The following is a 21,847-nucleotide window of genomic DNA, read 5'->3' on the forward strand; positions in this document are numbered from 1 at the left end:
GCATCCGTCCGCCGGTTTTACCCCGTCGCGGGGAAAGTACGGGGCATGGCAGACGACGATCAGCCCGGATTCTACACCCGAAGCCTGCACGCCGGCCAGGAGCCCGACCCCTCGACGGGCGCCCGTGCACCGCCCATCTACCAGACCACCTCGTACGTCTTCGACGACGCCGACGACGCCGCCGGGCAGTTCGCCCTCGAGAAGGAGGGCCACATCTACTCGCGGCTAATGAACCCCACCGTCGGCACCCTGCAGGAACGCCTCGCCTCCTTGGAAGGTGGCGTCGGCGCCGCCGCCACCGCGTCGGGCATGGCCGCCCTCGACCTCGCGACCTTTCTGCTGGCGGAGGCGGGGGATAACGTCGTCACCGCGTCGGCGCTCTACGGCGGCACGTACACGTACTTCACCCACTCCGTCGAGCGCCGCGGCATCACGACGAGGTTCGTCGACACGCTCGACTACGACGCCTACGCCGACGCCATCGACGACGACACCGCGTACGTCCACCTCGAAACCATCGGCAACCCGGCTCTGGTGACCCCGGATATCGAGCGAATCGCGGACACCGCACACGACCACGGCGTCCCGCTCTTCGTCGACAACACCTTCGCCACCCCCTACCTCTGTCGCCCCCTCGAACACGGCGCGGACCTCGTGTGGGACTCGACGACCAAGTGGCTCCACGGGTCGGGATCGACCGTCGGCGGCGCGCTGATAGACGGCGGCACCTTCGACTGGGGCGCCCACGCGGAGGACTACCCCGAAATCGGGCAGTCGAACCCCGCTTACCACGGCGTCAACTTCCACGAGACGTTCGCCCCCGCGGGCTTCACGTACGCCGCCATCGCCCGCGGCCTGCGCGACCTGGGCAACACCCAATCGCCGTTCGACGCCTGGGTCACCCTCCAGAAACTGGAGTCGTTCCCGATGCGGATGGAACGCCACTGCGAGAACGCGATGGCCGTCGCGGAGTTCTTAGAGGACCACCCCGACGTGAGTTGGGTCAACTACCCCGGCCTGGAGTCCCACGAAACCCACGCGGAAGCCAGCGAGTATCTGGAGGGCGGCTACGGCGGCATGATCACCTTCGGGCTCAGCGAGGGCTACGAGGCCGCGAAGGGCACCGTGAACAACGTCGAACTCGCCTCTCTCCTCGCCAACGTCGGCGACGCGAAGACGCTGGTTATCCACCCCGCCTCGACGACTCACCAGCAGTTGACCGAGGAAGAACAGGAGGCAGCGGGCGTCACGCCCGACATGATCCGGCTCTCCGTGGGACTGGAAGACGTCGAGGACATCGTCGGCGACTTAGAGCGGGCCATCGACGCCGCGACCTGAGGTGTGTGTGGCCGGCACAGGGAGGCCGGCCGTGTCCCGCAGTCGCCGCGCCCTCCCGAAAACCGACGACGGCGCCCGCACCGTCGGCGTGATCGGGACGCGCTCCCCACCGGACGCCGGGTCGTGCGGGAGTCGGCCTACGCGGCGTCGAGCAAGCCGCGCTCCTCGAACACCCGGCCCAGCCGATCCATCGACGCCACGACCACGTCGCAGGCGGGACGCACTGCGGGTTTGGGGAGGAAGCCGACCGAGAGGCCGGCGACTTCGAGCATCGGGAGGTCGTTGGCGCCGTCGCCGACTGCGACGGTCCGTGAGAGGGGGAGGTCGTGATCGGCGGCGAGGGATTCGAGCGCCTCGTCTTTCGTCCCCTCGATCAGCGGCCCCTCGACCTCGCCGGTGAGGTGGCCGCCGCTCGCGGGGAGGCGGTTGGCGACGACGGTGTCGACGGTCACGCCCTCGCGGTCGAGGGCGCGGGAGACGCCGCGCTCGAACCCGCCGGTCAGGATGGCCGTGTGGTGACCGGCGTCGTTCAGGCGGCCGAAGAGGGAAGCGGCGCCCTCGCGGAGGCGTACCCCGCCGAAGGCCTCCTCGGCGTCGTCGAGGGGAAGGCCGTCGAGGAGCGACGCACGCTCGCGCAGGCTGTCGGCGTAGCTGATCTCGTCGTTCATCGCCCGCTCGGTCACCTCGGCCATCCGGTCGGCGACGCCGCACTGTTCGCCGAGGAGGACCGTCATCTCGGAGTCGGAAAGCGTGCCGTCGAAGTCGAACGCGACGAGTCGCATACGCGTCCGTCGCCGGCCGGGAAGTTGAATGTCCCGAAGGGGCACGCCGGCCGCAGAGACGCGTTTGGAAACCCTTAACAGCCGTCCTCGGATCGATGCAGGTATGAAGGTACTCGTCACGGACCCGATCGCAGACGCGGGGCTCGACCGCCTTCGGGAGGCGGGTCACGAGGTGGAGACGGCCTACGACATCGAGGGAGAGGCGCTCCTCGACGCCGTCTCCGACGCCAACGCACTCGTGGTGCGCTCGGGGACGGACGTGACCGAGGCAGTGTTCGAGGCGGCGCCGAATCTCGTCATCGTCGGGCGCGCGGGCATCGGCGTCGACAACATCGACATCGACGCCGCGACGGACCACGGCGTCATCGTCGCCAACGCGCCGGAGGGGAACGTCCGGGCCGCCGCGGAACACACCGTCGCGATGGCCTTTGCCACCGCCCGCTCCATCCCGCAGGCACACGTTCGCCTCCGGGCCGGCGAGTGGGCCAAAAGCGACTACCTCGGGACGGAGGTCAACGGCAAGACGCTCGGTGTCGTCGGCCTCGGGCGCGTCGGACAGGAGGTAGCCAAGCGACTCGGCTCGCTCGGGATGGATCTCGTCGCGTTCGACCCTTATATTAGCGAGGAGCGGGCCGACCAGCTCGGCGCCGAACTCGTCGACTTCGAGGCGTGTCTCGAACGCGCGGACTTCCTGACGGTGCATACGCCACTCACGCCCGAAACGGAGGGGATGATCGCCGCGGACGAACTCGCTCTGATGGAGGGCGGCTACCTCGTCAACTGCGCGCGCGGCGGGGTCGTCGACGAACCGGCGCTCGCGGCCGCCGTCGAAAACGGCACGCTCGACGGCGCCGCAGTCGACGTGTTCGCGGACGAACCCGTCGCGCCGGACAACCCCCTGTTGGCCGTCGAGGACGTGGTCGTCACGCCTCATCTCGGCGCCTCGACGGAGGCCGCCCAGGAACACGTCGCGACGAGCATCGCGGACCAGATCGTCGCCGCGTTCGAGAACGAACCCGTCGCGAACGCGCTGAACGCCCCCTCGATCGACGAGAGCGCCTTTCCCCGCGTCCAACCCTACATCGACCTCGCGGAGACGGCGGGCAAGATCGCCGCCCAGATGTTCGACGGCCGCATCTCCGAGGTGCGCGTGCGCTACGAGGGCGACATCGCCGGCGAGGACGTGGAGTTCGTCACCGCGAGCGCGCTCAAGGGCGTCTTCGAACCCCTGGAGTGGCAGGTAAACGCCGTCAACGCGCCGAAAATCGCCGAGGAGCGCGGTATCGAGGTGACCGAAGAGAAGACCCGACAGAGCGAGGACTTCCAGAGCCTCGTCACCGTCACCGTCGGCGACGGCGAGGACGAGGTCGGCGCCTCCGGTTCGCTGTTCACCGGCGACGATCCGCGGATCGTCCGCCTCGACGGCTACCGCGTCGACGCCGTCCCGGCCGGCCAGATGCTCGTCGTGCGCAACTACGACCGCCCCGGCGTCCTCGGCCTGATCGGAACCGTCCTGGGCGACAACGACGTGAACATCGCGGGGATGTTCAACGGGCGCGAGACGGTGGGCGGCGAGGCGATGACGGTGTACAACCTCGACGAACCGGTGCCCGAGGGGGTCGTCGCCGAGATCAGCGCCGACGAGCGGATCATCGACGTGAAAGAGATCACGCTCGGCAACGGCGAGGAGGACTAGAGGCCCAGAAATCGGGCGACGCGGCCGAGAGTGTCGCTCGATTCGGCGTCGGCAGCGTCGGAAGGAGCGTCGTCGCCCATCCCGTCGCGGTCGGCACGCTCCCGTTCTAGCAGCCGTTCGTACCGTTCGACGATCCGCTCGTTCTCGCGACGCTGTCGGTCGACGGCGGCGCGGAGGGCGTCGTTCTCGCGTTCCAGTTCGGCGATGCGCGTCTCCGGGTCGGCGTCGTCGTCGCGGCGGGTCGCGGCGGCGCGGGGCGACCCGTCGCGACCGCTACTCACCGTCCCGGTCGGAAGGCCGCTCGGTGGCATGCGTGTGAGTCACAGCCACGCTGGCAAAAAGCCTCGTCAGACGGGTGTCACACGTCGGGCCGAACGGGTGGAGCGTCTACTCCGCGATGTGGTCAAGCACCGCCTCGGCGTCGTTCGGGACGGGTTCGGGATCGTTGCCCGCCTCGAAGGCGGCGTCGGGGTCTTTCAGCAGGTGACCCGTCGTGAGACAGACGACCTGCTCGTCGGGGGCGACGACGCCCCGCTCCCGGAGTTTCCGGAGGCCGGCGACGGAGGTGGCGGAGGCGGGTTCGACGCCGACGCCCTCGCTCGCGAGGGCTCGCTGGGCGTCGGTGATCGCCTCGTCGGAGACGGAGATGGCGGTCCCGCCCGTATTTCGGATGCCCGGCAGCGCCTTCGGCGCGTTCACCGGGTTGCCGATGCGGATGGCGGTGGCGATGGTCTCCACGTCGGGCCACCGACGGATCTCGTCGTTGCCCTCCTCGATCGCTTCGACCATCGGCGCCGCGCCCTCGGCCTGGACGCCGGTGAGTTTCGGCACGTCGGCGGGCGCGAGCGCCCCGCTCTGGACGAGTTCCCGGAAGCATTTGTACAGCGCCGCGGTGTTGCCCGCGTTGCCGACGGGGAGGACGATGCGATCGGGATACGTGCCGTGATCGGCCATGAACTCCTCTAAAATCTCCAGCCCGATGGTCTTCTGCCCCTCCAGCCGGAAGGGGTTCAGCGAGTTGAGCAGGTACACCTCGCCCGCGGCGGCGAGGTCCTGGACGATGTCGAGGCAGTCGTCGAAGTTGCCGTCGACTTCGAGGATGCGGGCGTCGTGGAGCGCGGCCTGGGCGATCTTGCCCGACGCCACCTTCCCCGCGGGGAGGAGCACGAGCGTCTCCATGCCGCCGCGGGCGCCGTAGGCCGCGAGCGCCGCGCTCGTGTTCCCCGTCGAGGCGCAGGCGAGACGGCCGACGCCGAGTTCCTTCGCGACGCGGACGCCGACCGTCATGCCCCGATCCTTGAACGCCCCGGTCGGGTTCATCCCCTCGTGTTTGATCCGGAGGCGCTCGACGCCAACCTCGTCTTCCAGACGCGGGACGTGGTGAAGCGGCGTATCGCCCTCGGGAAGCGAGACGCCCTCGTCGAAGGGGAGCGCGTCGGCGTAGCGCCAGACACCGCGCTCGCGGCCCTCGAAGTCCGCGAACGTCGGCGGGTCGGCGTAGCGAACCTCCAACAGCCCGTCACAGGCGTCGCAGGTGTACCGGATCGACTCGAAGGGGGCGTACGTCTCGCCGCACTCGATACAGGCGAGCCAGACGCCGTCGTCGGCGACGGCCGGCGCCGCGGGGGTCGGCGCGGTCAGATCGAGGCTAGTACTCATTGGGGGTGGAATGGGCCGCGAAGTGAAAAACGGGACGGGTTCGAGGTCGGGGCGGTGGGCTCACGCGTCTCCCCCACCGAAGCCGTCGATGGCGTCGTGGACCTGTTCGACCCACTCGTCGAGGGTCAGATGCATCAGCTCCTTGGCTTCGGGGAGCGGCGTCGCGGTGTACTGGTAGACGTAGCCGCCGGGGTCGAGCAGTCGGCGCTCCCGGTCGGCCAGCCCCTTCTCCAGCAGCGTCGTCAGCGATCGGTTGACGTTGCTCCGGTCACGGTCGAGTTCCTCGGCGAGTTCGGCGACCGTACTCCCCGGGTTGTCGAGGAGGACGAGATACGTCCGGCTCTCGTGGTCCTGAATCCCGAACACACAGGAGAGGACGTGCTGAAACCCCGGTTCCTCGACGCCGACGAGCTCCTCGATGTCGGGAGCGTCGGGGCCGGTGTCTGCCATACCCGCCGTTGGCTCCGGGTGCGGTTAAAACTGCGGCACCGCCGCGTAGCTTGCCTATTCGTCCCGGCCGTACCCCATCCGCTCGATACACGTCCGCATCCCGTCGACCGACTGGTGTTTGTGCAGCGTCGTCGGCGTATCGCAGTAGTAGGTCGTGCCGTCGTGGCGGAGCGTCACCTCGTGGACGCCGCCGAGCATCTCGACGCGGACGACGAGGCGCTGGCCGGAGTCGAGAGCGTCGAGAATCTCGCCCGCGGTCAGTTCGCCGGCCTCGATCGTTCGAGTGGACATCAGTCGGTGGTGGGCCGGACGAGACTTATAGTGTTTGTTGTAAGTCATTACCGGTGGGTCGCCGGACCGCCTTGGCGACTCACCGGTAACCAGTTACAATAAACACTATTAAACGCCCGTGACGGGGCGACGAGACCCGACAGGTTAAACGCGGGGACGCGCCAAGGCCGGTGTAGATGAACCCCGCGGACATCCCCGGCCTGCCTGCGGGCGTGCCCGGCGCCCTCCGCGAGGCGGGGATCGAGGAGCTCTATCCCCCACAGGCCGCGGCCGTCGACGCCGGCGCCACCGAGGGCGAGAGCCTCGTCGCCAGCGTTCCGACGGCCAGCGGCAAGACCCTGATCGCGGAACTCGCCATGCTGTCGAGCGTCGAGCGGGGTGGCACGGCGCTTTATATCGTCCCCCTCCGCGCCCTCGCCAGCGAGAAGAAAGCCGAGTTCGAGCGCTGGGCCGACTTCGACGTGGAGGTGGGCGTGTCGACGGGCAACTACGAGTCGAGCGAGGAGTGGCTCGCGAGCCGCGACATCGTCGTCGCGACGAGCGAGAAGGTGGACTCGCTGGTTCGCAACGGCGCGCCGTGGATCGACGACCTCACCTGCGTCGTCGCCGACGAGGTCCACCTCGTCGACGACCCGTCGCGTGGCCCGACGCTGGAGGTGACGCTCGCGAAACTCCGCCGGATCAACCCCGGCCTGCAGGTCGTCGCCCTGTCGGCGACCGTCGACAACGCCGACGCGGTGGCCGACTGGCTCGACGCCGAACTCGTCAAGTCGGAGTGGCGACCGATCGATCTGCGGAGCGGCGTCCACTACGGCGACGCCATCACCTTCGACGACGGCGAGCAACGCGAGGTGCCGGTCGGGTCGGGCGAGCGCCCCACCGCCGCCCTCGTCGCCGACACGCTCGACGAGGACGGCTCGTCGCTCGTCTTCGTCAACTCCCGGCGGAACGCGGAGGCGGCGGCGCGACGGCTGGCGGACGTGACCGCCGACGCACTGACGGCCGAGGACGGCGACGCTCTCGCCGCACTCGCCGACGAGGTGGAGGGCGTCTCCGACACCGAGACGAGCGAGGACCTGGCCGCGGTGGTCCGAAAGGGAGCCGCCTTCCACCACGCCGGGCTCTCGGCCGAACACCGAACGCTCGTCGAGGACGCCTTCCGCGACCGTCTGCTGAAGGCCATCTGTGCGACACCGACGCTCGCGGCGGGTGTCAACACGCCCAGCCGGCGGGTGATCGTCCGCGACTGGCGGCGCTACGACGGCGAGTTCGGCGGCATGAAACCCCTCGATACGCTGGAGGTCCACCAGATGTTCGGGCGCGCCGGCCGGCCGGGACTCGACCCCTACGGCGAAGCGGTGTTGCTGGCGAACGACCACGACACCATGGACGAGTTGTTCGAGCGGTACGTGTGGGCCGATCCGGAGCCCGTGCAGTCGAAACTCGCGCGGGAGCCGGCGATGCGCACCCACCTGCTGGCGACGGTCGCCTCGGGGTTTGCCCGCACCCGTGAGGGCCTCCTCGACTTCCTCGATCGGACGCTGTACGCCACACAGTCCGGTGACACGAACCGTCTGGAATCCGTCGTCGACTCGACGCTCGACTACCTCGCCGCCAACGACTTCGTGGAGCGGGCGGGCGAGGAGGTGACCGCGACGAGCCTCGGCCACACCGTCTCCCGACTCTATCTCGATCCGATGAGCGCGGCCGAAATCGTCGACGGCCTCCGCGAGGCCGAGGACCCGACGCCGCTCGGCTGCTATCATCTCGTCTCCCGGACGCCGGATATGTACGAACTCTACCTGAAGTCGGGGGACCGGGAGACCTACACCGAACTCTGTTACGAACGCGAAGCGGAGTTCCTCGGGCGCGTCCCCTCGGAGTTCGAGGACGTGCGCTTCGAGGAGTGGCTGTCGGCGCTGAAGACGGCGAAGCTGTTAGAGGACTGGGCACGGGAGGTAGACGAGGACCGCATCACCGAACGCTACGGCGTCGGCCCCGGCGACGTGCGGGGGAAAGTCGACACCGCGGAGTGGTTGCTGGGCGCGGCCGAACGGCTCGCGGCCGACCTCGACCTCGACTGTGTCGTCGCGGTGCGCGAGGCGAAAAAGCGCGTCCAGTACGGCGTCCGCGAGGAACTGCTCGATCTGGCGGGGGTGCGAAACGTGGGCCGCAAGCGCGCACGCCGGCTGTTCGAGGCCGGCGTCGAATCCCGCGCCGACCTCCGCGAGGCCGACAAGGGAACCGTCCTCGGCGCGCTCCGGGGGCGCGAGCGGACCGCCGAGCGGATTCTGGAGAACGCCGGCCGGCGCGACCCGTCGATGGACGGCGTGCGTGTCGACGAAGCTGACGTGAGCGAAGCCGACGTCACCGGCGACGCCGACGGCCAGGCCAGCCTGGGTGATTTCGGGTGAGAGTCGTCGAGGGCGTCGCCGGGATAGCCGACCTCGACGCCTTTCTGGACCGGATCGACGATATCGCCGCCGACCACGGCGTCACGGTGCAGGCGTTCGACGCGCGCTACGTCGTCGGCCGGAACCACCTCGAACGCGCCGTCGAACTGGCAGACCGCGCGTTCGACCGCGGCGAGAACGTGGCGCGTGAACGGGGGGTCGAGATCCTGCTGTACGCGGCCGGGCGCAGACAGATCGACGACGCGCTGGCGATGGGAGTGAGCGAGGGCCGGACGCCCGTGGCCGTCGTCGTGAGCGACACGGCGGGCGACGAGGCGGCGGAAGCGGCCGCGGCCGACGCCGTCGCCGACCTGCTCGATCCGGCGGCGACGCTCGATACGGTGGACGTGGATCGGGTGCGAGCCTTCTTCGACGTGACCGAGGCGGAACTCGGCGTCGTGGACGGCGACCTAGCCGACCTGGTCGCCGAACGGGTCGCGCTGCTCGACGTGGAGAAGTGAGGGGTCGGGAATAAAACGGTGTACACATGGCCCCGGTCGCTTACATAGGGGGGCATCGTCTATCCCCCTGAGATGGCTTCGGACGACACGGATGGCGCGGACGCACCGACGGACATGGAAATCGCGCGGGCGACTGAGACACGTCCCATCGAAGACGTAGCCGGCGATATCGGTCTCGGCCCCGAGGATCTGGACCCACAGGGCAACGGCATCGCGAAGGTCGAACAGGACGCGATCCAGCGGACGCTCACCGACGCCGACGAGGGGAACCTCATCCTGGTCACGGGGACGACGGCGACGCCGAAGGGCGCGGGAAAGACGGTGACGACCGTCGGCCTCGGCCAGGGGCTGAACCACCTCGGCGATGACGGCGTCGTCGCGGTGCGGGAGCCGTCGCTCGGACCGGTGTTCGGCATCAAGGGCGGCGCCGCCGGCGGCGGCTACTCGCAGGTACTCCCGATGGAGGACATCAACCTCCATTTCACGGGCGACCTCCACGCGCTGACGACGGCACACAACCTCGTCTCGGCGACCCTCGACACCAAGGTCCACTACGGCAACGACCTCGACGTCGACGTCGACGAGGTGGCCTGGAAGCGCGCACTCGATATGAACGACCGCGCGCTCCGGGAGGTCGTCGTCGGCCTCGGCGGCACGACCAACGGCCCGCCCCGCGAGGACGGCTTCCAGATCACGGCCGCCTCGGAAGTGATGGCGGTGCTCTGTCTGGCGGACTCGCTCGCGGACCTCAAAGAGCGGCTCTCGCGGACCATCGTCGCCTACGACTCGACGGGTGACCCCGTCACCGTCTCGGACCTGGGCATCGAGGGCGCGATGGCGATGCTCCTCAAAGACGCCCTGCGACCGAACCTGGTCCAGACCATCGAGGGCTCGCCCGCGTTCGTCCACGGTGGCCCCTTCGCCAACATCGCCCACGGCACCAACTCGCTCGTGGCCGACAAACTCGGCCTCGCGCTCGGCGACTACCTCGTCACGGAGGCGGGCTTCGCCGCCGACCTCGGTTTCGAGAAGTTCGGCAACATCGTCTCCCGGCACGGCGTCGCGCCCGACGCGGTGGTGCTGACGACCGCCGTGCGATCGATGAAATACCACGGCCTCGATATGTGGCCGGTCGACTACGACGAACTGAAAGAGCCGAACCCCGAGGCGGTGAGCGACGGGATGGTCAACCTCGACCACCACGCCGGTATCATCGAGCAGTTCGACGTGCCGTTCGTCGTCGCCATCAACCGCTTCCCGACCGACACGGACGCGGAGATTCAGGCCATCGTCGACCACTGCGAGGAGCAAGGGTATCCGGTCGTCGTCTCGAACGCCTTCGCCGACGGCGGCGAGGGGGCCGCGGAACTCGCCGAGACGGCGCGTGACCTCGCCGACAGCGACGAGGGCGACTTCGAACCCCTCTACGACCTCGACGCGAGCCTGGAAGAGAAGATTCGGACGGTCGCCACCGACGTATACGGCGCCGAGGGCGCCCACTTCACCGAGGAGGCACAGGACGACCTGGCGCGACTGGAAGAACAGGGCTACGGCGACATGCCCGTCTGCCTGTCGAAGACCCAGCACTCGACGACGGACGACCCGGCACGGAAGGGCGCGCCGAAAGACGACTGGACGCTCACGGTGCGTGAGTGCTACCCCGACGCCGGCGCGGGCTTCGTCGTCGTCCTGACGGGCGACGTGCTGACGATGCCGGGACTCCCCGCCGAACCGGCGGCCGAGGGCATGGACGTCGACGCGGACGGCAACGTCACCGGGCTCTTTTAAATCCCCGCGCCGCCGATCGAAGATCGGCCGCTCGGGGGTGCGTATTCCGGAGACGTGTCGACAAGTGGCATAGAATCAAAAGGATTACTTCGATCCCACCCCAGTATTATCGCGTCCACCGGTTGGTGGAGGCACCCCATACGTGGACGTTTCGTCGTGCCGGTGGACAGTCGATCGCCGATCGTGGATCGTGGCGTTCCCCCCTGTCACGATTCCTCCCCCTTTCGACGGTACGTGACCCACCCGCTCGGAGCGGACGGTCGACGACCGTGACTACACGTTCAAGAGCGTCGCGGCCGTAGCGGCTGGCGTGTCAGAGAACGAACCGACCGTCTCGTGTGAACGGTGTGGCCGGGAGTGGACCCTCTCGTACGAACTCGACGAACTGATGGCCGGCAACCGCGCGGTCGAGCAGTTCGCACTCGATCACGAACGCCACACGGGTCACTATCCGGACGGCGTGTCGACGTGGCGGGCGACGTGTCGGCGGTGTCCGGACGGCGTCGAACGCCTCTCGGAGAGTGCCGCCCGGCGCTGGGCGCGCACCCACGCCCGCCACACCCGTCACGACGTGACCCTCCACCACGCCGACGGCGAGGAGACGACGCTGATCGAGGGTTAGCGGGGATCACTCTCCCACCGATAGCCACAGGAACACGCGGCGAACTCGGTGTCGCGGCGCGTCTCCGGGTAGAACTCGAACTCGTCGATCCCCGCTCCGCAGTCCGGACAGACCGCGTAGTCCGGGACGAGGACACCCTTGAACGCCGTGTGACACTCGGGGCAGGTCACCTGTTCGTCGGGGCCGACCCCCTCGACCGTCGCGGCACACTCCGGACAGGTGTAGCGTCGGGGCGGGCCGTCGCCACCGTACTCGACGCCGGGATCGGTCCAGTCGAGGGGGTCGTCGTCCCCGTCGGTACCGCGTTCGATCCCCAGCCAGTCGAGCACCCGGCCGAACATGGCTCGGCATACGGCGGCGGCGACAAAATCGTTCGGGTGAGGGGACGGCTTTTCACCGTCGCCCCCGAGAGGCCACCGTGATCCCACTCGGCCACGACTTCGGCGGCGAGACGGTGTTGGTGTTCGGCGGCGGCGCCGTCGGCGCGCGGAAGGCGCGCCGGTTCGCCCGCGAGGCGCGCGTCGTCGTCGTCAGCCCCACCTTCACCGACGCCGACTTCGGGGGAAGCGAGTTGGTCCGTGCCGCGCCGACGCCCGCGGACGTGCCCGCGTGGCTCGACGCCGCCGACCCCGCCCTCGTCGTCGCCGCCACTGACGGCACGGATCTCAACGCCGCCATCGCGTCGGCCGCGACCGAGCGGGGCGTCCTCGTCAACCGGGCGGATCGGAGCGGCGACAGGGGCCGGGGGAGCGTCGTCGTTCCCGCGACGGTCGAGGACGGCCCCGTGACCGTCGCGGTGACGACGAGCGGAACGAGTCCGGCGGTGAGCCGCCACCTGCGGCGGGAGTTGGCGTCCGTCGTCGACGGGTCGGGCGTCGTGGCGACGGTCGTCGGGGAGTTACGGGACGAGTTGAAACGGCGGCGCGTCGATCCGGAGCGGCGGCGGGCGGCGGTCCGTGCCGTCGCCGAGTCGCCGGCCGTGTGGACGGCCGCCCGGGACATGGGGACCGAGACGGCGGTGCGGGACGCCGCGGAGGGCGTACTGGCGGCCGAACTCGAAGAGACGAGCGACGACGCCTGATCACCAGTCGACGCTCAGCGTCCCGTCGCCGTCGGGGTCGGGCGCTATCTCCTCGTCGGTCCGGCGGTCGATCACGTGGATGACCCCCCGACCCTTCTTGGCCGGACAGACCTCGGCGGCGCGGACGTTGTGAGCCAGGTCGGCCTCGTCGACGTAGTAGGTCTGCGGGCGCGCGAGCCCCGTATCGAGATCGAGGTCCCAGTTCGCCGAGACTTCGGCACACTTGCCGGTGCCGATGCACTTGTTCGCCTCGAAGATGATCTTGTATGGCTTCTCGTCGACGGACGGGGCCTCGGTATTGCCCACGTCGCTCGGGCGGAGCACGTCGTCGGCGTCGGTCATGGATGCGGTTGTCGGGGCGGGAAGGTAAGGGGCGCGGTCGGTCAGAACGCCCGCAGGTCGTCGAGGACGGCGGCGGCCGAGCCGTCCGATATGGCGGCGCGGGCGGCGTCGAGGCCGGCGTCGAGCGAGTCGGCGTCGCCGCCGGCGTAGATCCTGAACGCGGCGTTGAGGGCGACGGCGTCGGCCCAGTGGTCGGTCCGGTCGCCGACGACCACCTCGCGCGTGAGGCGGGCGCTGTCGCCGGCCACGTCGTCGACTTCCAGGTCCGCCTCATCGAAGTCCATACCGTACGCGGCCGTCTCGATTTCGTAGTCCTCGAAGGAGCCGTCGGCGGACCAGTCGGCCACCTTGGTGTAGCCGGGTCGGATGTCGTCGTACCCCTCCATCCCCTGGAACATGATGACTCGATCGGGGTCGTGGAACGTGCTCCGCTCGAACGTCTCGACCACCTTCTTCGCGAACGCGAGGTGGTAGAAGGAGCCGAGGTGGACGCTCGCGCCGGCGGGGTTGGCGAGCGTCTCGACGGTGTTGACGAACGTGCGCACGCCCATCCGATCCCGGCGGTCGAACAGGTCGTCGACGGTGGGGTTGAACGCCGGCTGGTAGTAGAATCCGACGCCCGTCGCGTCGACCATGTCGGCCGAATCGCGGGGCGTCAGTTCGGTCGCCACGCCGAGTTCGTCGAAGACGTGTTTGTACGCGTCCCGTTTCTGCGTGGGCACCCGGTCGCCGGAGTGGACGACGACGGGCGTGCCCGCGCCGGCAGCGACGACGCCGGCGGCGACGCCGAGGATGGCGGTGCGGCCCTTGCCGTCGTAGTTGGCGCCGCAGTCGACGGGGTCGGCGTCGGGTTCGGCGTACTCGACGCGGTCACACATCTCGTCGGTGAAGGCGGCGAGTTCCTCGGCAGTGTTGTGTTTCCAGCGGTTCGCCAGCCAGAACGCGCCGAGGGTGGTGGGGTCGGGGTCGCCGTCGAGGATGCGGCGCATGGCCTCGCCGGCCTGTCGGCGGGTCATGTCCTCGGCCGACTTCGTCCCGGAGCCGACGACTTCGGTCATGAGGCGCTCGAGCGGCCAGTCGCCGTCGGCGTCAGTCACTGTCGGTCACCCCGACGACGTGGGGTGTCGCGACGGGGGCCTCCGCCATCGCGTCGCTGCTGCCGAGACAGCGTGCGACCGTCTCGCGGACGCCGACCACGTCGCCGACAACGGTGACGGCGGGGGGTTCGATCCCCGCCGCGTCGGCGATGTCGACGATTGTGTCGAGGGTGCCCGTGACGACCCGTTCGTCGGGCAGGGTCGCGCGCTCGATCATCGCGACGGGCGTGTCGGCGGCGACGCCCGCCGCCCGGAGCGCGGCCGTGTTGTCCGGCAGGCGGCCGACGCCCATCAGGATCACCAGCGTTCCGCCGGCGTCGACGAGTCCCGACAGGGCGTCCCAGTCGAGGGCGCTGTCCGCCTTCGTGGGGTCCTCGTGACCGGTCACGACCGCGAGCGTCGAGGCGTGGTCGCGGTGGGTGGGCGGGATGCCGGCGACGCCGGGAGCGGCGACGGCGCTCGTGATCCCCGGCACCACCTCGAAGGGGACATCGTGGCGCGCGAGATGCTCGGCTTCCTCGCCCCCGCGGGCGAAGATGGTCGGATCGCCGCCTTTCAGGCGGACCACCTCGCGGCCCGCCCGGGCCGCCCGGACCAGTCGGTCGTTGATCTCGGCCTGTGGCGTGCGCTCGCCGCCCGCCCGTTTGCCGACGGGTTCGACGCGCACGTCGTGGGGAATCGAGTCGACGACGCCGTCGCCGACGAGCGAGTCGTGAAAGACCACGTCGGCCGAATCGAGAAGGCGCCGAGCCTTGACGGTCATGAGTTCGGGGTCGCCCGGGCCGGCGCCGACGAGATACACCGTCCCGGTCGTCATGGTGCTCATGGATCGTCCTCGGTCGCGACCACGCGGTCCGCGGCGGCCTCCAGTTCGCTCGCGAGCGTTCGCGCCTCGGCCGCCGAGAGCGTCACGCGGTCGGCGTGGGGTGGCACCGACTCCAACTCGGTGTTGTCGAGTTCGAGTTCGAGCGAGACCACTTCGGGCGCCTCGCGGGCGGTGCGAACGTTGAGCGTCGCGAACGCCGCCTCCTCGAACCCGTGGCCCTCGACGCTGGCGTCGAGTAGATCGAACGTCGTGAAGGCGTTGACCTTCAGCACGCGGTCGGCCATGATCAGTCGTCGGAGGGGAGGGAGTTACCCTGCCCGTCCGTCGGGGCGGGCGAGGCGTCCATCGACGTGTCCTCGGCGTAGGGGTACCACGTCATCTTCGTGTTGCCGAGATACGGGTCGTCGTAGCTCGTCTCCTCGGACTCGGCGAGGGCGGCGAGGGCGTCCTCGTCGCGGTTGGCGACGAAGTCGCGGAAGGACTCCTCGGGACCCGCACGCTCCGTCTCGTAGGTGTCGAGCAGGTTGGCGATGTAGCCCGGAATCTCGTCGGCGGGGACGCGCATCTTCACCCAGTCGGCGAACTGCGGGTTCTCGCCGAGGCCGCCACCCAGTCCCACGTCGAACGCCTCGACGGCGTCGCCGTCCTTGCGCGTTTTCATCCCCCGCAGGCTAACGTCGGCGATCTGTGGCTGGGCACAGGAGGCAGTACAGCCCGAGAGGTGGATGTGGAAGTCCTCGACGCCCTCGGGGACGGGCACGTTGTCCCGCAGCCAGCGCCCGTAGCGCACCATCCGATTTTTCGTCTCGACGATCGAGAGCGAGCAGTATTCGGTCCCCGTGCAGGCGATGGAGCCGCGCATGAACGGATGCGGGTCCGGCGAGTACTCCGAGAGGAGATCCTCGCCGAGGAAGTCGTCCAGATCCTCGTCCGCGATGTCGCCGACGATGACGTTCTGTCGCTGGGTCAGGCCGATCATCTCGGAGCCGTACTCCTCGGCGAGGTCGGCGAGTTCGATCACGTCGTCGGCGGCCATGCGGCCGACGAGGACGGAGAGGCCGACGAAGTTCCGGCCGTCGCTCTGGTCGTGGACGCCGATGTAGTCGCCGGCGGCGTCCGCGCGGCCGGCGTTGTAGTCGTACTCGTCGCGAAGCCCCTCGCCCGCGGTCGGGAGTTCGTAGTCGACGTACTCGTCCTGCAACACGGTGCGGACCTTCTCGGCCCCCCACTCGTCGACGAGGAACTTGATGCGGGCGTTGAAGCGGTCCTCGCGGTCGCCGTAGTCACGGAAGAGCGCGGAGAGCCCGGCGGCCACGTCCGTCGCGTTCTCGGGGCGGCAGAACACGTCGATGTCGCGGGCGAATCGGGGCTCCTTGCGGGCGAGGCCGCCGCCGACGTTGACGTTGAACCCCTCAACCACCTCGCCCTCGATCTCCTTGGTCGCGGGTTCGAACGCGAGGTCGTTGATGTCGCCCTGGCCGGCGCCGCGGCGGTCGCCGGTGACGGCGACTTTCCACTTCCGGGGGAGATTCGAGTAGAGGTCGTTGCCCTTGAACGTGTCGTGGAGTTCCTGAACGACCGGCCAGACGTTTATCAGTTCGTCGGCGTCGCGGCCGGCGACGGGCGAGCCGACGATGTTGCGCCAGGAGTCGCCACACGCCTGAATCGTCGAGAGGCCGACTGACTCCAGTTCGTCCCAGATGTCCTCGATGTCCTCGACTTTGATCCAGTGAAGCTGGATCGACTGCCGGGTGGTGAAGTCGGCGTAGGCGGCGCCGAACTCGGGGTTGTCGACCGGGCCGGTGGCGTACTCGTTGGCCACCTCGCCGACCGTCCGAAGCTGTTCGGGCGTCATCCGCCCCATCGGCGTGCCGATACGCATCATGAAGTAGCTCTCCTGGCCCTTCCGCTGGTGGTACAGCCCCCACCATTTGAACCGCTCGAACCAGGCGTCGTGTTCGTCGTCGGGGATGGCGTCCCACCCCTCCTCGGCGAACCGGAGGAGATGGTCGCGTATCTCCATCCCGTAGGTCTCGTCCTTCCAACGCTCGACCTTGGTTGGCATGGAAGGCTAGAGTGTACGCGCACATATACGGTGCGGCACGTCGTCAACCTTCCCCGGCTCTCCGGGGATACGACAATTATTGCCGGTAGTGATCAGCGCGGCGTCGCGAGTCGGTACCGGCGACCCGGTACGTGGACGCTCTCGGGCACGACGGGGCGGAACGCGCCGGTTTCGGGGTCGACGCGGCCGAGCGTCAGCCAGTCCGTGACGCCGCTCGCGCCGCACTGGATGCACTGGCCGGCGATGCGGGCCTCCACGTCGGCGCCGTCCGGGGCGACTTCGACGAAGCCCTCGGCGAGGAAGTCGGCGAGGCGGCAGGAACAGAAATCGTGGCGAGCGAGCCGCCAGAGGTCGCTCACGTTCACCTCACGGGAGTCGTTGACGCTGACCCAGGCCCCGTCGTCGAGCTGGTGAACCGCGGTCGTCATGGTGTCGGGAAGGGAGTGGACGGCGGTAAGCCCGTCGGCGACTGCGACGCTTGCCGGTCCTCGGACGCCGAATCGGGGGCGTAATCGGGTGTAATCGGGCGACGAGAGCGCCACTCACCGCGAATCGGCGCGTCACGGATACCGGAAAGGACCGCCCCAATACGGGAGAACGGGTAGCAATTATGCCCGAACACGGCCTTATGCGGCCGTATCGTCTACGGGTGATCGATGACCGAGAACAGCGAAGTCGTGACGAAGTCGTCGGACACCGACGCCGAAGACGAATCTGCGGACGCGCGAAACCATCTCTCCGATGTCGAGGCGGGCGCCGGCTGCACGGAAATCTGGGAGCATCTGAGCGAGACGCGCGACGACGAGGACTGACGCTACGCCACACCCTCCGCCGTTCCCAGCACCGCCGCGACGCCCTCACGGATCGCCGCGTGGAACCGATCGCTCGCGTACCGGTCCCGCGGGAGCGTCGGTCGGTCGTCGTTCGCAACCGCCGCGGTCATCGTCGCCACGGCGTCGGGCGTCGAGTCGAACAGGCGGTCCGACCGGCCGTCGAGCACCTCCCGTTGCCCGCCCGTGTCCGGCGCGAACGCGACCATCCCCGCGGCGACGTATTCGGCGACCGCCATCCCGAAATGTTCCGCCGGTTTGCAGTTCAGGCCGTAGCGGTGCGTGGCGAGCAGTTCCATCACCCGCTCGCGGGCGGCGTCGCGGTGGAGGGTGACGTACGACCGCTCGGCCGCGGCCGCGGCCACCCGACGGGCGTAGTCGGCGTAGATGGTCGACGTCGAGCCGACGAGGTGGCAGTGCAGGTCGTAGCCACGGGCACGAACGCCGTCGACGATCCCGATCGCTTCGAGCGGCCGCTTGTCCGGGGCGAGACGCCCGAGGACGACGACGCCCGCTTCGCGGTCCTCCCACGGCCGCGGGTTCGGCACCGGATCGACCGGCGGGGCGAGGACGCCCGGCCGCCGCCCGTAGATGGACTCGACGGCGTCGGCCGTCCACCCGGAGTTGGCGAGGAGGTGGGCGTCGGCGGGGAGGCTCCGGTCGCCGACGCCGGCGAGGCGGCTCCACAGCGGGTCGAGGCGGGGGTCGTCACCGGCCGCCGCGTGCCGGCAGTTGAACTGCGGGAAGTGGATATACTGGAGCGAGGGAAGCGGGAGGTCGAACTCGTTGGCGGTGCTGACGGCGGCGTCGAAGTCGGCGGCGTGGGGGGCAAAGAGCCGACGGAGCAGGACGCTCCGGGCGGCGAGTTGCGGCCCGTACCGGTCGGGGAGGGCGTCGAACGCCCGACAGACGACGCCGGTTCCGGCCGGGCGGTGGACCCGCACGTCGGCGTCGGTATCGAACAGCGCGTTGAGGTCGGCGAGCGACGACCGCGAGAGGGTAACGAGCGTCACGTCGTGGACGGCTTGGAGGGCCTCACAGACGTGGAGGCAGACGGCGTCGGCGCCGCCCCGGCCGTCGAGCGTGTTGTGGAGGACCGCCACCCGCGCCATGTCACTCCGTCGGCGGCGGCGCGACTTATACCGATCGCTGTCGACGGTTTATCCAGAGTCGTTATCGGCGGGTCGCCGAGACGGCCCACCGATAACTGGTGACTCGCACGCCTCGCCGCCCCCGGCGCGGGACTTTTTACGACGGCAGCCCGCCGGAGGGTATGGAGTGTGCGTTCGTCGGGTGTGGCGCCGTCGCCCGGAAGTACGCCGCCACGCTCGACGACTCGGGGCTTTCGGTGACCGCCGTCTGCGACATCGATTCCGACCGCGCCGCCGACTTCGCGGCCGAGTGTGGCGGGCGGGCGTACACGGACCTCGACGTGATGCTCGACGCCGAGGCGAGCCCCCTGATCCTGAACTGCACGAGCCACGGCGCCCACGCCGACGTGACGGAGCGTGCTCTGCGGGGCGGCCGACACGTCTGGAGCGAGAAACCGCTCGCGCTCGACGGCGGGCGGGCGCGGGACCTAGTCACGCTCGCGGAGCGCCGGGGACTGGCGCTTGGCTGTGCGCCGATCAACGACACCTGCGAGGCCCAGCGGCTCGTGCGAAGGGCGCTCGACGACGGCCGTCTGGGCCGGGTGCGACTGGCCTACGCCCACGCTCACGTCGGGCGGGTGACCGAGTGGCACGACGACCCCGGTTCCTTTCTCGACGTGGGGCCGCTGTACGACGGAGCGGTCTACCCGCTGACCCTCCTCGTCGCGTGGTTCGGCCCGGTCGAGCGGGTTCGCGTCGCCGACGCCGCCGACCCGTGGCCCGACCGCGCGGCCGAGCGGCCGACGCGGCCGAGCCACATCGAGGCGACGCTGTCGTTCGCGGACGGCCCGCTGGTCCGCCTGACCGCGAGTTTCTACGCGCCCCACCGAAGCCGGGAGTTCACGAGCCTCGAACTCCACGGCGACGACGGCTCGTGTTACCTCGACGACGCCGGCGACCTCGGGGGGGAGCCGGGCCACCACGTCGCCTTCGGCCGCGAGGGACGGGAGTATACGTCGATGGCGCTGCAGGAGCCCTCGTCCCGGACGCCGTATCTCGCCGGCCCCGAGCGACTGGCGGCGAGCGTGGATCGAGGGGCGCCCGACCGGGCGACTGCGCGGCGGGGCGCCCACGTCGTTGCCGTCTGTAACGCCGTCGAGGAGGCGGCCGAACGGGCGGCGAGCGTCGCCGTCGACGGGGGCGGCGTCGCCACGCGCGAGCAACGGCGACCGGTGTGGGGGCACGCCGGCCGGGGCGGCGTCGGCGACCCGCCGGGACCGCCGGCCGCCGCCCTTCGTCTGCCGCCCGTCGGCTTCGGGTGTTCGCGCTACCGCGACGGCGAGTACGTCGACCGCCGTGACTCAATCGCGGCCGCGCTGGACGCCGGCTACCGCTTGCTCGACTCCGCGGAACTGTACGGCAACGAGGACCGAATCGGCGAGATTCTCGCGGCGCCGGGGAGTCCCGACCGCGACGCGCTCTTTCTCGCGAGCAAGGCGTGGAACACGAACCACGGTCACGTCGCGGAGGCGTGCGAGACGACACTCGACGCACTCGGCGTGGACGCGCTCGACTGTTACATGCTCCACTGGCCGGACGCGTGGGCGTACACCGGCCCGCTCCGTGGCCTCGCCGAGTTGCCGGTCGCGGAGCAGGAGCGGCTGACCTTCCCCGAGGACGACGATGGGGAGCGGGCAACGGCGGACGTGGATCTGGAGGCGGCGTGGCGGGGGTTGGAGGCGCTGTACGACCGGGGTCTCGTCGCGTCGCTCGGGATCTGTAACGTCGACCGGGCGACGCTCTCTCGAGTCGTCGAGTTTTCCCGCGTCCCGCCGGCGGTGGTGCAGGTGGAGCGCCATCCGTACCGCCCCTGCGACGACCTGGTGTCGTGGTGTCACGAGCGTGGCATCCGGGTGGTCGCACACTCGCCGCTGTCGGCGCCGGGCCTGCTCGACGAGCCCGCAGTCCGGGAGACGGCGGCGGAGCTGGGCTGTTCGCCCGCGGCGGCCGTCCTCGCGTGGAACGTCGACCGGGGCGTCGTCCCCATCCCGTCGAGCACCGACCCGGATCACGTCGTCGAGAACCTCGCGGCGGCGGGACATCGTCTCACTGACGGGGGGCGCGAGCGGCTGGCCGCCCTGGAAGAGCCGGGGTTCGAGCGATGAGCGGTCGCGAGGGAACCGTCACCGAGCGTCGACACGTAGCGGCCACGGCCGTCGTGGGCGTGGCGGCGGCGGCGGTGGCGGTCGGCGGGTGGACCGTCGTCGCCGACGCCGCGACACGCGGGGCCGCGAACCGCTGGGTCCTGATCGCGGGCGCGGCACTGGCGTACGAAGTCGGCTTCGTCGCCTACCACCTCGACGCCGACCGGGTGGGCGTGGCGCTTGTGCCCCCGAACCTGGTCACGCTGGCCCGCGGCGGGCTGTACGCCGCGACGGCGGGGTTCCTGTTCGTCCCGCCGGTGACCCCCGTCGTGCGGTGGGCGCCCGCGGCGTGTTACGGGACGGGCGTCGTCCTCGATTTCGTCGACGGCAGCCTCGCCCGACGGATGGGACGAACCACGGCGCTCGGGGCGAAACTCGACCTCGCGTTCGACACGCTGGGCTTTCTCGTCGCACCCCTCGTTGCCGTGGCCTGGGGACGGCTCCCGGTCGCGTATCTCTCGTTGTCGGCCGCGCGGTACGTCTACCGCGCGGGGATCGGGTGGCGAACGCGACGCGGGCGGTCGGTCGGCGACCTGCCCGCGAGCCGGATTCGTCGCCCGCTGGCCGCGCTCCAGATGGGTTTTATCGCCGTCGCGCTGGCGCCGGTTCTGCCGGCGTCCGTGATTCATCCCGTCGCCGTCGTGGTCCTCGTGCCGTCGCTCGCGACGTTCGCTCGGGACTACCTGACCGTCACCGGGCGGCTGTAGTCGCGGTCGGAGCGGCCACCACGACATCCGGGTCGTGAGGGGCGGCAGTATGAAGTGACACGCG

The 21,847-nt window shown here is 69.8% G+C and carries 23 protein-coding genes; 10 read left to right on the forward strand and 13 right to left on the reverse strand.

Features of this window, described 5'->3' with window-relative positions; all coding sequences use genetic code 11:
- Nucleotides 1–45: 45 nt before the first annotated feature.
- Nucleotides 46–1,338: an O-acetylhomoserine aminocarboxypropyltransferase/cysteine synthase family protein gene (locus HALNA_RS18065; protein ID WP_049937749.1), complete on the forward strand. Its 1,293-nt coding sequence runs from the start codon at nt 46–48 to the stop codon at nt 1,336–1,338.
- Between the two features lie 137 nt (nt 1,339–1,475).
- Here the strand turns inward: HALNA_RS18065 and serB are convergent, their stop codons facing one another.
- Nucleotides 1,476–2,120: a phosphoserine phosphatase SerB gene (serB, locus tag HALNA_RS18070; RefSeq protein ID WP_049937750.1), complete on the reverse strand. Its 645-nt coding sequence runs from the start codon at nt 2,118–2,120 to the stop codon at nt 1,476–1,478.
- Between the two features lie 103 nt (nt 2,121–2,223).
- Here serB and serA point away from each other — a divergent pair, with 103 nt between their 5' ends.
- Complete coding sequence (gene serA, locus HALNA_RS18075) at nt 2,224–3,816, forward strand: phosphoglycerate dehydrogenase (protein WP_049937751.1); 1,593 nt, start codon at nt 2,224–2,226, stop codon at nt 3,814–3,816.
- Here serA and HALNA_RS18080 read toward each other — a convergent pair.
- The 4 genes from HALNA_RS18080 to HALNA_RS18095 form a co-directional block, all read right to left on the reverse strand.
- Nucleotides 3,813–4,127 carry a hypothetical protein gene (locus HALNA_RS18080; RefSeq protein ID WP_049937752.1) on the reverse strand — a complete coding sequence of 105 codons (315 nt, stop codon included), beginning with the start codon at nt 4,125–4,127 and terminating at the stop codon, nt 3,813–3,815. The genes serA and HALNA_RS18080 overlap by 4 nt on opposite strands.
- A gap of 76 nt (nt 4,128–4,203) precedes the next feature.
- The gene (thrC, locus tag HALNA_RS18085; RefSeq protein ID WP_049937753.1) at nt 4,204–5,475 is read right to left on the reverse strand and encodes a threonine synthase; all 1,272 of its coding nucleotides are present in this window, start codon (nt 5,473–5,475) and stop codon (nt 4,204–4,206) included.
- A 60-nt stretch (nt 5,476–5,535) separates the two neighbouring features.
- Nucleotides 5,536–5,925 (reverse strand): helix-turn-helix domain-containing protein, encoded by a 390-nt coding sequence (locus tag HALNA_RS18090; RefSeq protein WP_049937754.1) that lies wholly within the window; start codon nt 5,923–5,925, stop codon nt 5,536–5,538.
- A 54-nt stretch (nt 5,926–5,979) separates the two neighbouring features.
- Nucleotides 5,980–6,216, reverse strand: coding sequence for a hypothetical protein (locus tag HALNA_RS18095; protein WP_049937755.1), 237 nt, complete (start codon nt 6,214–6,216; stop codon nt 5,980–5,982).
- 176 nt (nt 6,217–6,392) lie between these two features.
- Here HALNA_RS18095 and HALNA_RS18100 point away from each other — a divergent pair, with 176 nt between their 5' ends.
- The 4 genes from HALNA_RS18100 (at nt 6,393) to HALNA_RS18115 (ending at nt 11,540) form a co-directional block, all read left to right on the forward strand.
- Nucleotides 6,393–8,630 carry an ATP-dependent DNA helicase gene (locus HALNA_RS18100; protein WP_049937757.1) on the forward strand — a complete coding sequence of 746 codons (2,238 nt, stop codon included), beginning with the start codon at nt 6,393–6,395 and terminating at the stop codon, nt 8,628–8,630.
- Nucleotides 8,627–9,130 (forward strand): KEOPS complex subunit Cgi121, encoded by a 504-nt coding sequence (gene cgi121 / locus HALNA_RS18105; RefSeq protein WP_049937758.1) that lies wholly within the window; start codon nt 8,627–8,629, stop codon nt 9,128–9,130. Before HALNA_RS18100 ends, cgi121 begins: the two co-directional genes overlap by 4 nt.
- Nucleotides 9,131–9,202: 72 nt before the next feature.
- Nucleotides 9,203–10,918, forward strand: a complete 1,716-nt coding sequence (locus HALNA_RS18110) for a formate--tetrahydrofolate ligase (protein WP_049937759.1) — start codon at nt 9,203–9,205, stop codon at nt 10,916–10,918.
- Nucleotides 10,919–11,228: 310 nt separating this feature from the next.
- A complete protein-coding gene (locus HALNA_RS18115) occupies nt 11,229–11,540 on the forward strand; it encodes a hypothetical protein (protein WP_049937761.1) in 312 nt (103 codons plus the stop codon).
- Here the strand turns inward: HALNA_RS18115 and HALNA_RS18120 are convergent.
- Complete coding sequence (locus HALNA_RS18120) at nt 11,537–11,881, reverse strand: hypothetical protein (protein ID WP_049937762.1); 345 nt, start codon at nt 11,879–11,881, stop codon at nt 11,537–11,539. The two genes, HALNA_RS18115 and HALNA_RS18120, sit on opposite strands and share 4 nt — an antisense overlap.
- A gap of 77 nt (nt 11,882–11,958) precedes the next feature.
- On the opposite strand from HALNA_RS18120, the gene HALNA_RS18125 reads away from it, so the two are divergent.
- Nucleotides 11,959–12,621, forward strand: a complete 663-nt coding sequence (locus tag HALNA_RS18125; RefSeq protein WP_049937764.1) for a precorrin-2 dehydrogenase/sirohydrochlorin ferrochelatase family protein — start codon at nt 11,959–11,961, stop codon at nt 12,619–12,621.
- Here HALNA_RS18125 and HALNA_RS18130 read toward each other — a convergent pair whose 3' ends face one another.
- The 6 genes from HALNA_RS18130 to HALNA_RS18155 all read right to left on the reverse strand — a co-directional run bounded on the left by HALNA_RS18130 (nt 12,622) and on the right by HALNA_RS18155 (nt 17,379).
- Complete coding sequence (locus tag HALNA_RS18130) at nt 12,622–12,963, reverse strand: ferredoxin (protein ID WP_049937765.1); 342 nt, start codon at nt 12,961–12,963, stop codon at nt 12,622–12,624.
- A 41-nt stretch (nt 12,964–13,004) separates the two neighbouring features.
- Entirely contained in the window at nt 13,005–14,021 is a 1,017-nt protein-coding gene (locus tag HALNA_RS18135) for an anthranilate phosphoribosyltransferase (RefSeq protein ID WP_049938118.1), read from the reverse strand.
- 31 nt (nt 14,022–14,052) lie between these two features.
- Complete coding sequence (gene cobA / locus HALNA_RS18140) at nt 14,053–14,886, reverse strand: uroporphyrinogen-III C-methyltransferase (protein ID WP_049937766.1); 834 nt, start codon at nt 14,884–14,886, stop codon at nt 14,053–14,055.
- Entirely contained in the window at nt 14,883–15,170 is a 288-nt protein-coding gene (locus tag HALNA_RS18145) for a DUF6360 family protein (RefSeq protein ID WP_049937767.1), read from the reverse strand. The genes cobA and HALNA_RS18145 overlap by 4 nt, the downstream gene beginning before the upstream one ends.
- 2 nt (nt 15,171–15,172) lie before the next feature.
- Nucleotides 15,173–16,951 (reverse strand): nitrite/sulfite reductase, encoded by a 1,779-nt coding sequence (locus HALNA_RS18150; RefSeq protein WP_049937768.1) that lies wholly within the window; start codon nt 16,949–16,951, stop codon nt 15,173–15,175.
- A gap of 92 nt (nt 16,952–17,043) precedes the next feature.
- Nucleotides 17,044–17,379: a hypothetical protein gene (locus HALNA_RS18155; RefSeq protein WP_049937769.1), complete on the reverse strand. Its 336-nt coding sequence runs from the start codon at nt 17,377–17,379 to the stop codon at nt 17,044–17,046.
- 228 nt (nt 17,380–17,607) lie between these two features.
- On the opposite strand from HALNA_RS18155, the gene HALNA_RS20350 reads away from it, so the two are divergent.
- Nucleotides 17,608–17,763: a hypothetical protein gene (locus HALNA_RS20350; protein ID WP_157573614.1), complete on the forward strand. Its 156-nt coding sequence runs from the start codon at nt 17,608–17,610 to the stop codon at nt 17,761–17,763.
- 2 nt (nt 17,764–17,765) lie between these two features.
- On the opposite strand, the gene HALNA_RS18160 is transcribed toward HALNA_RS20350, so the two are convergent.
- A complete protein-coding gene (locus HALNA_RS18160) occupies nt 17,766–18,893 on the reverse strand; it encodes a glycosyltransferase (RefSeq protein ID WP_049937770.1) in 1,128 nt (375 codons plus the stop codon).
- A gap of 161 nt (nt 18,894–19,054) precedes the next feature.
- Here HALNA_RS18160 and HALNA_RS18165 point away from each other — a divergent pair, with 161 nt between their 5' ends.
- The gene (locus tag HALNA_RS18165; protein ID WP_049937771.1) at nt 19,055–21,037 is read left to right on the forward strand and encodes an aldo/keto reductase; all 1,983 of its coding nucleotides are present in this window, start codon (nt 19,055–19,057) and stop codon (nt 21,035–21,037) included.
- On the forward strand, nt 21,034–21,783 hold the full coding sequence (locus HALNA_RS18170; protein WP_049937772.1) for a CDP-alcohol phosphatidyltransferase family protein: 750 nt from the start codon (nt 21,034–21,036) through the stop codon (nt 21,781–21,783). The genes HALNA_RS18165 and HALNA_RS18170 overlap by 4 nt, the downstream gene beginning before the upstream one ends.
- Nucleotides 21,784–21,847 lie beyond the last annotated feature (64 nt).

This window comes from Haloplanus natans DSM 17983 (genome assembly GCF_000427685.1).
Classification (GTDB): domain Archaea; phylum Halobacteriota; class Halobacteria; order Halobacteriales; family Haloferacaceae; genus Haloplanus; species Haloplanus natans.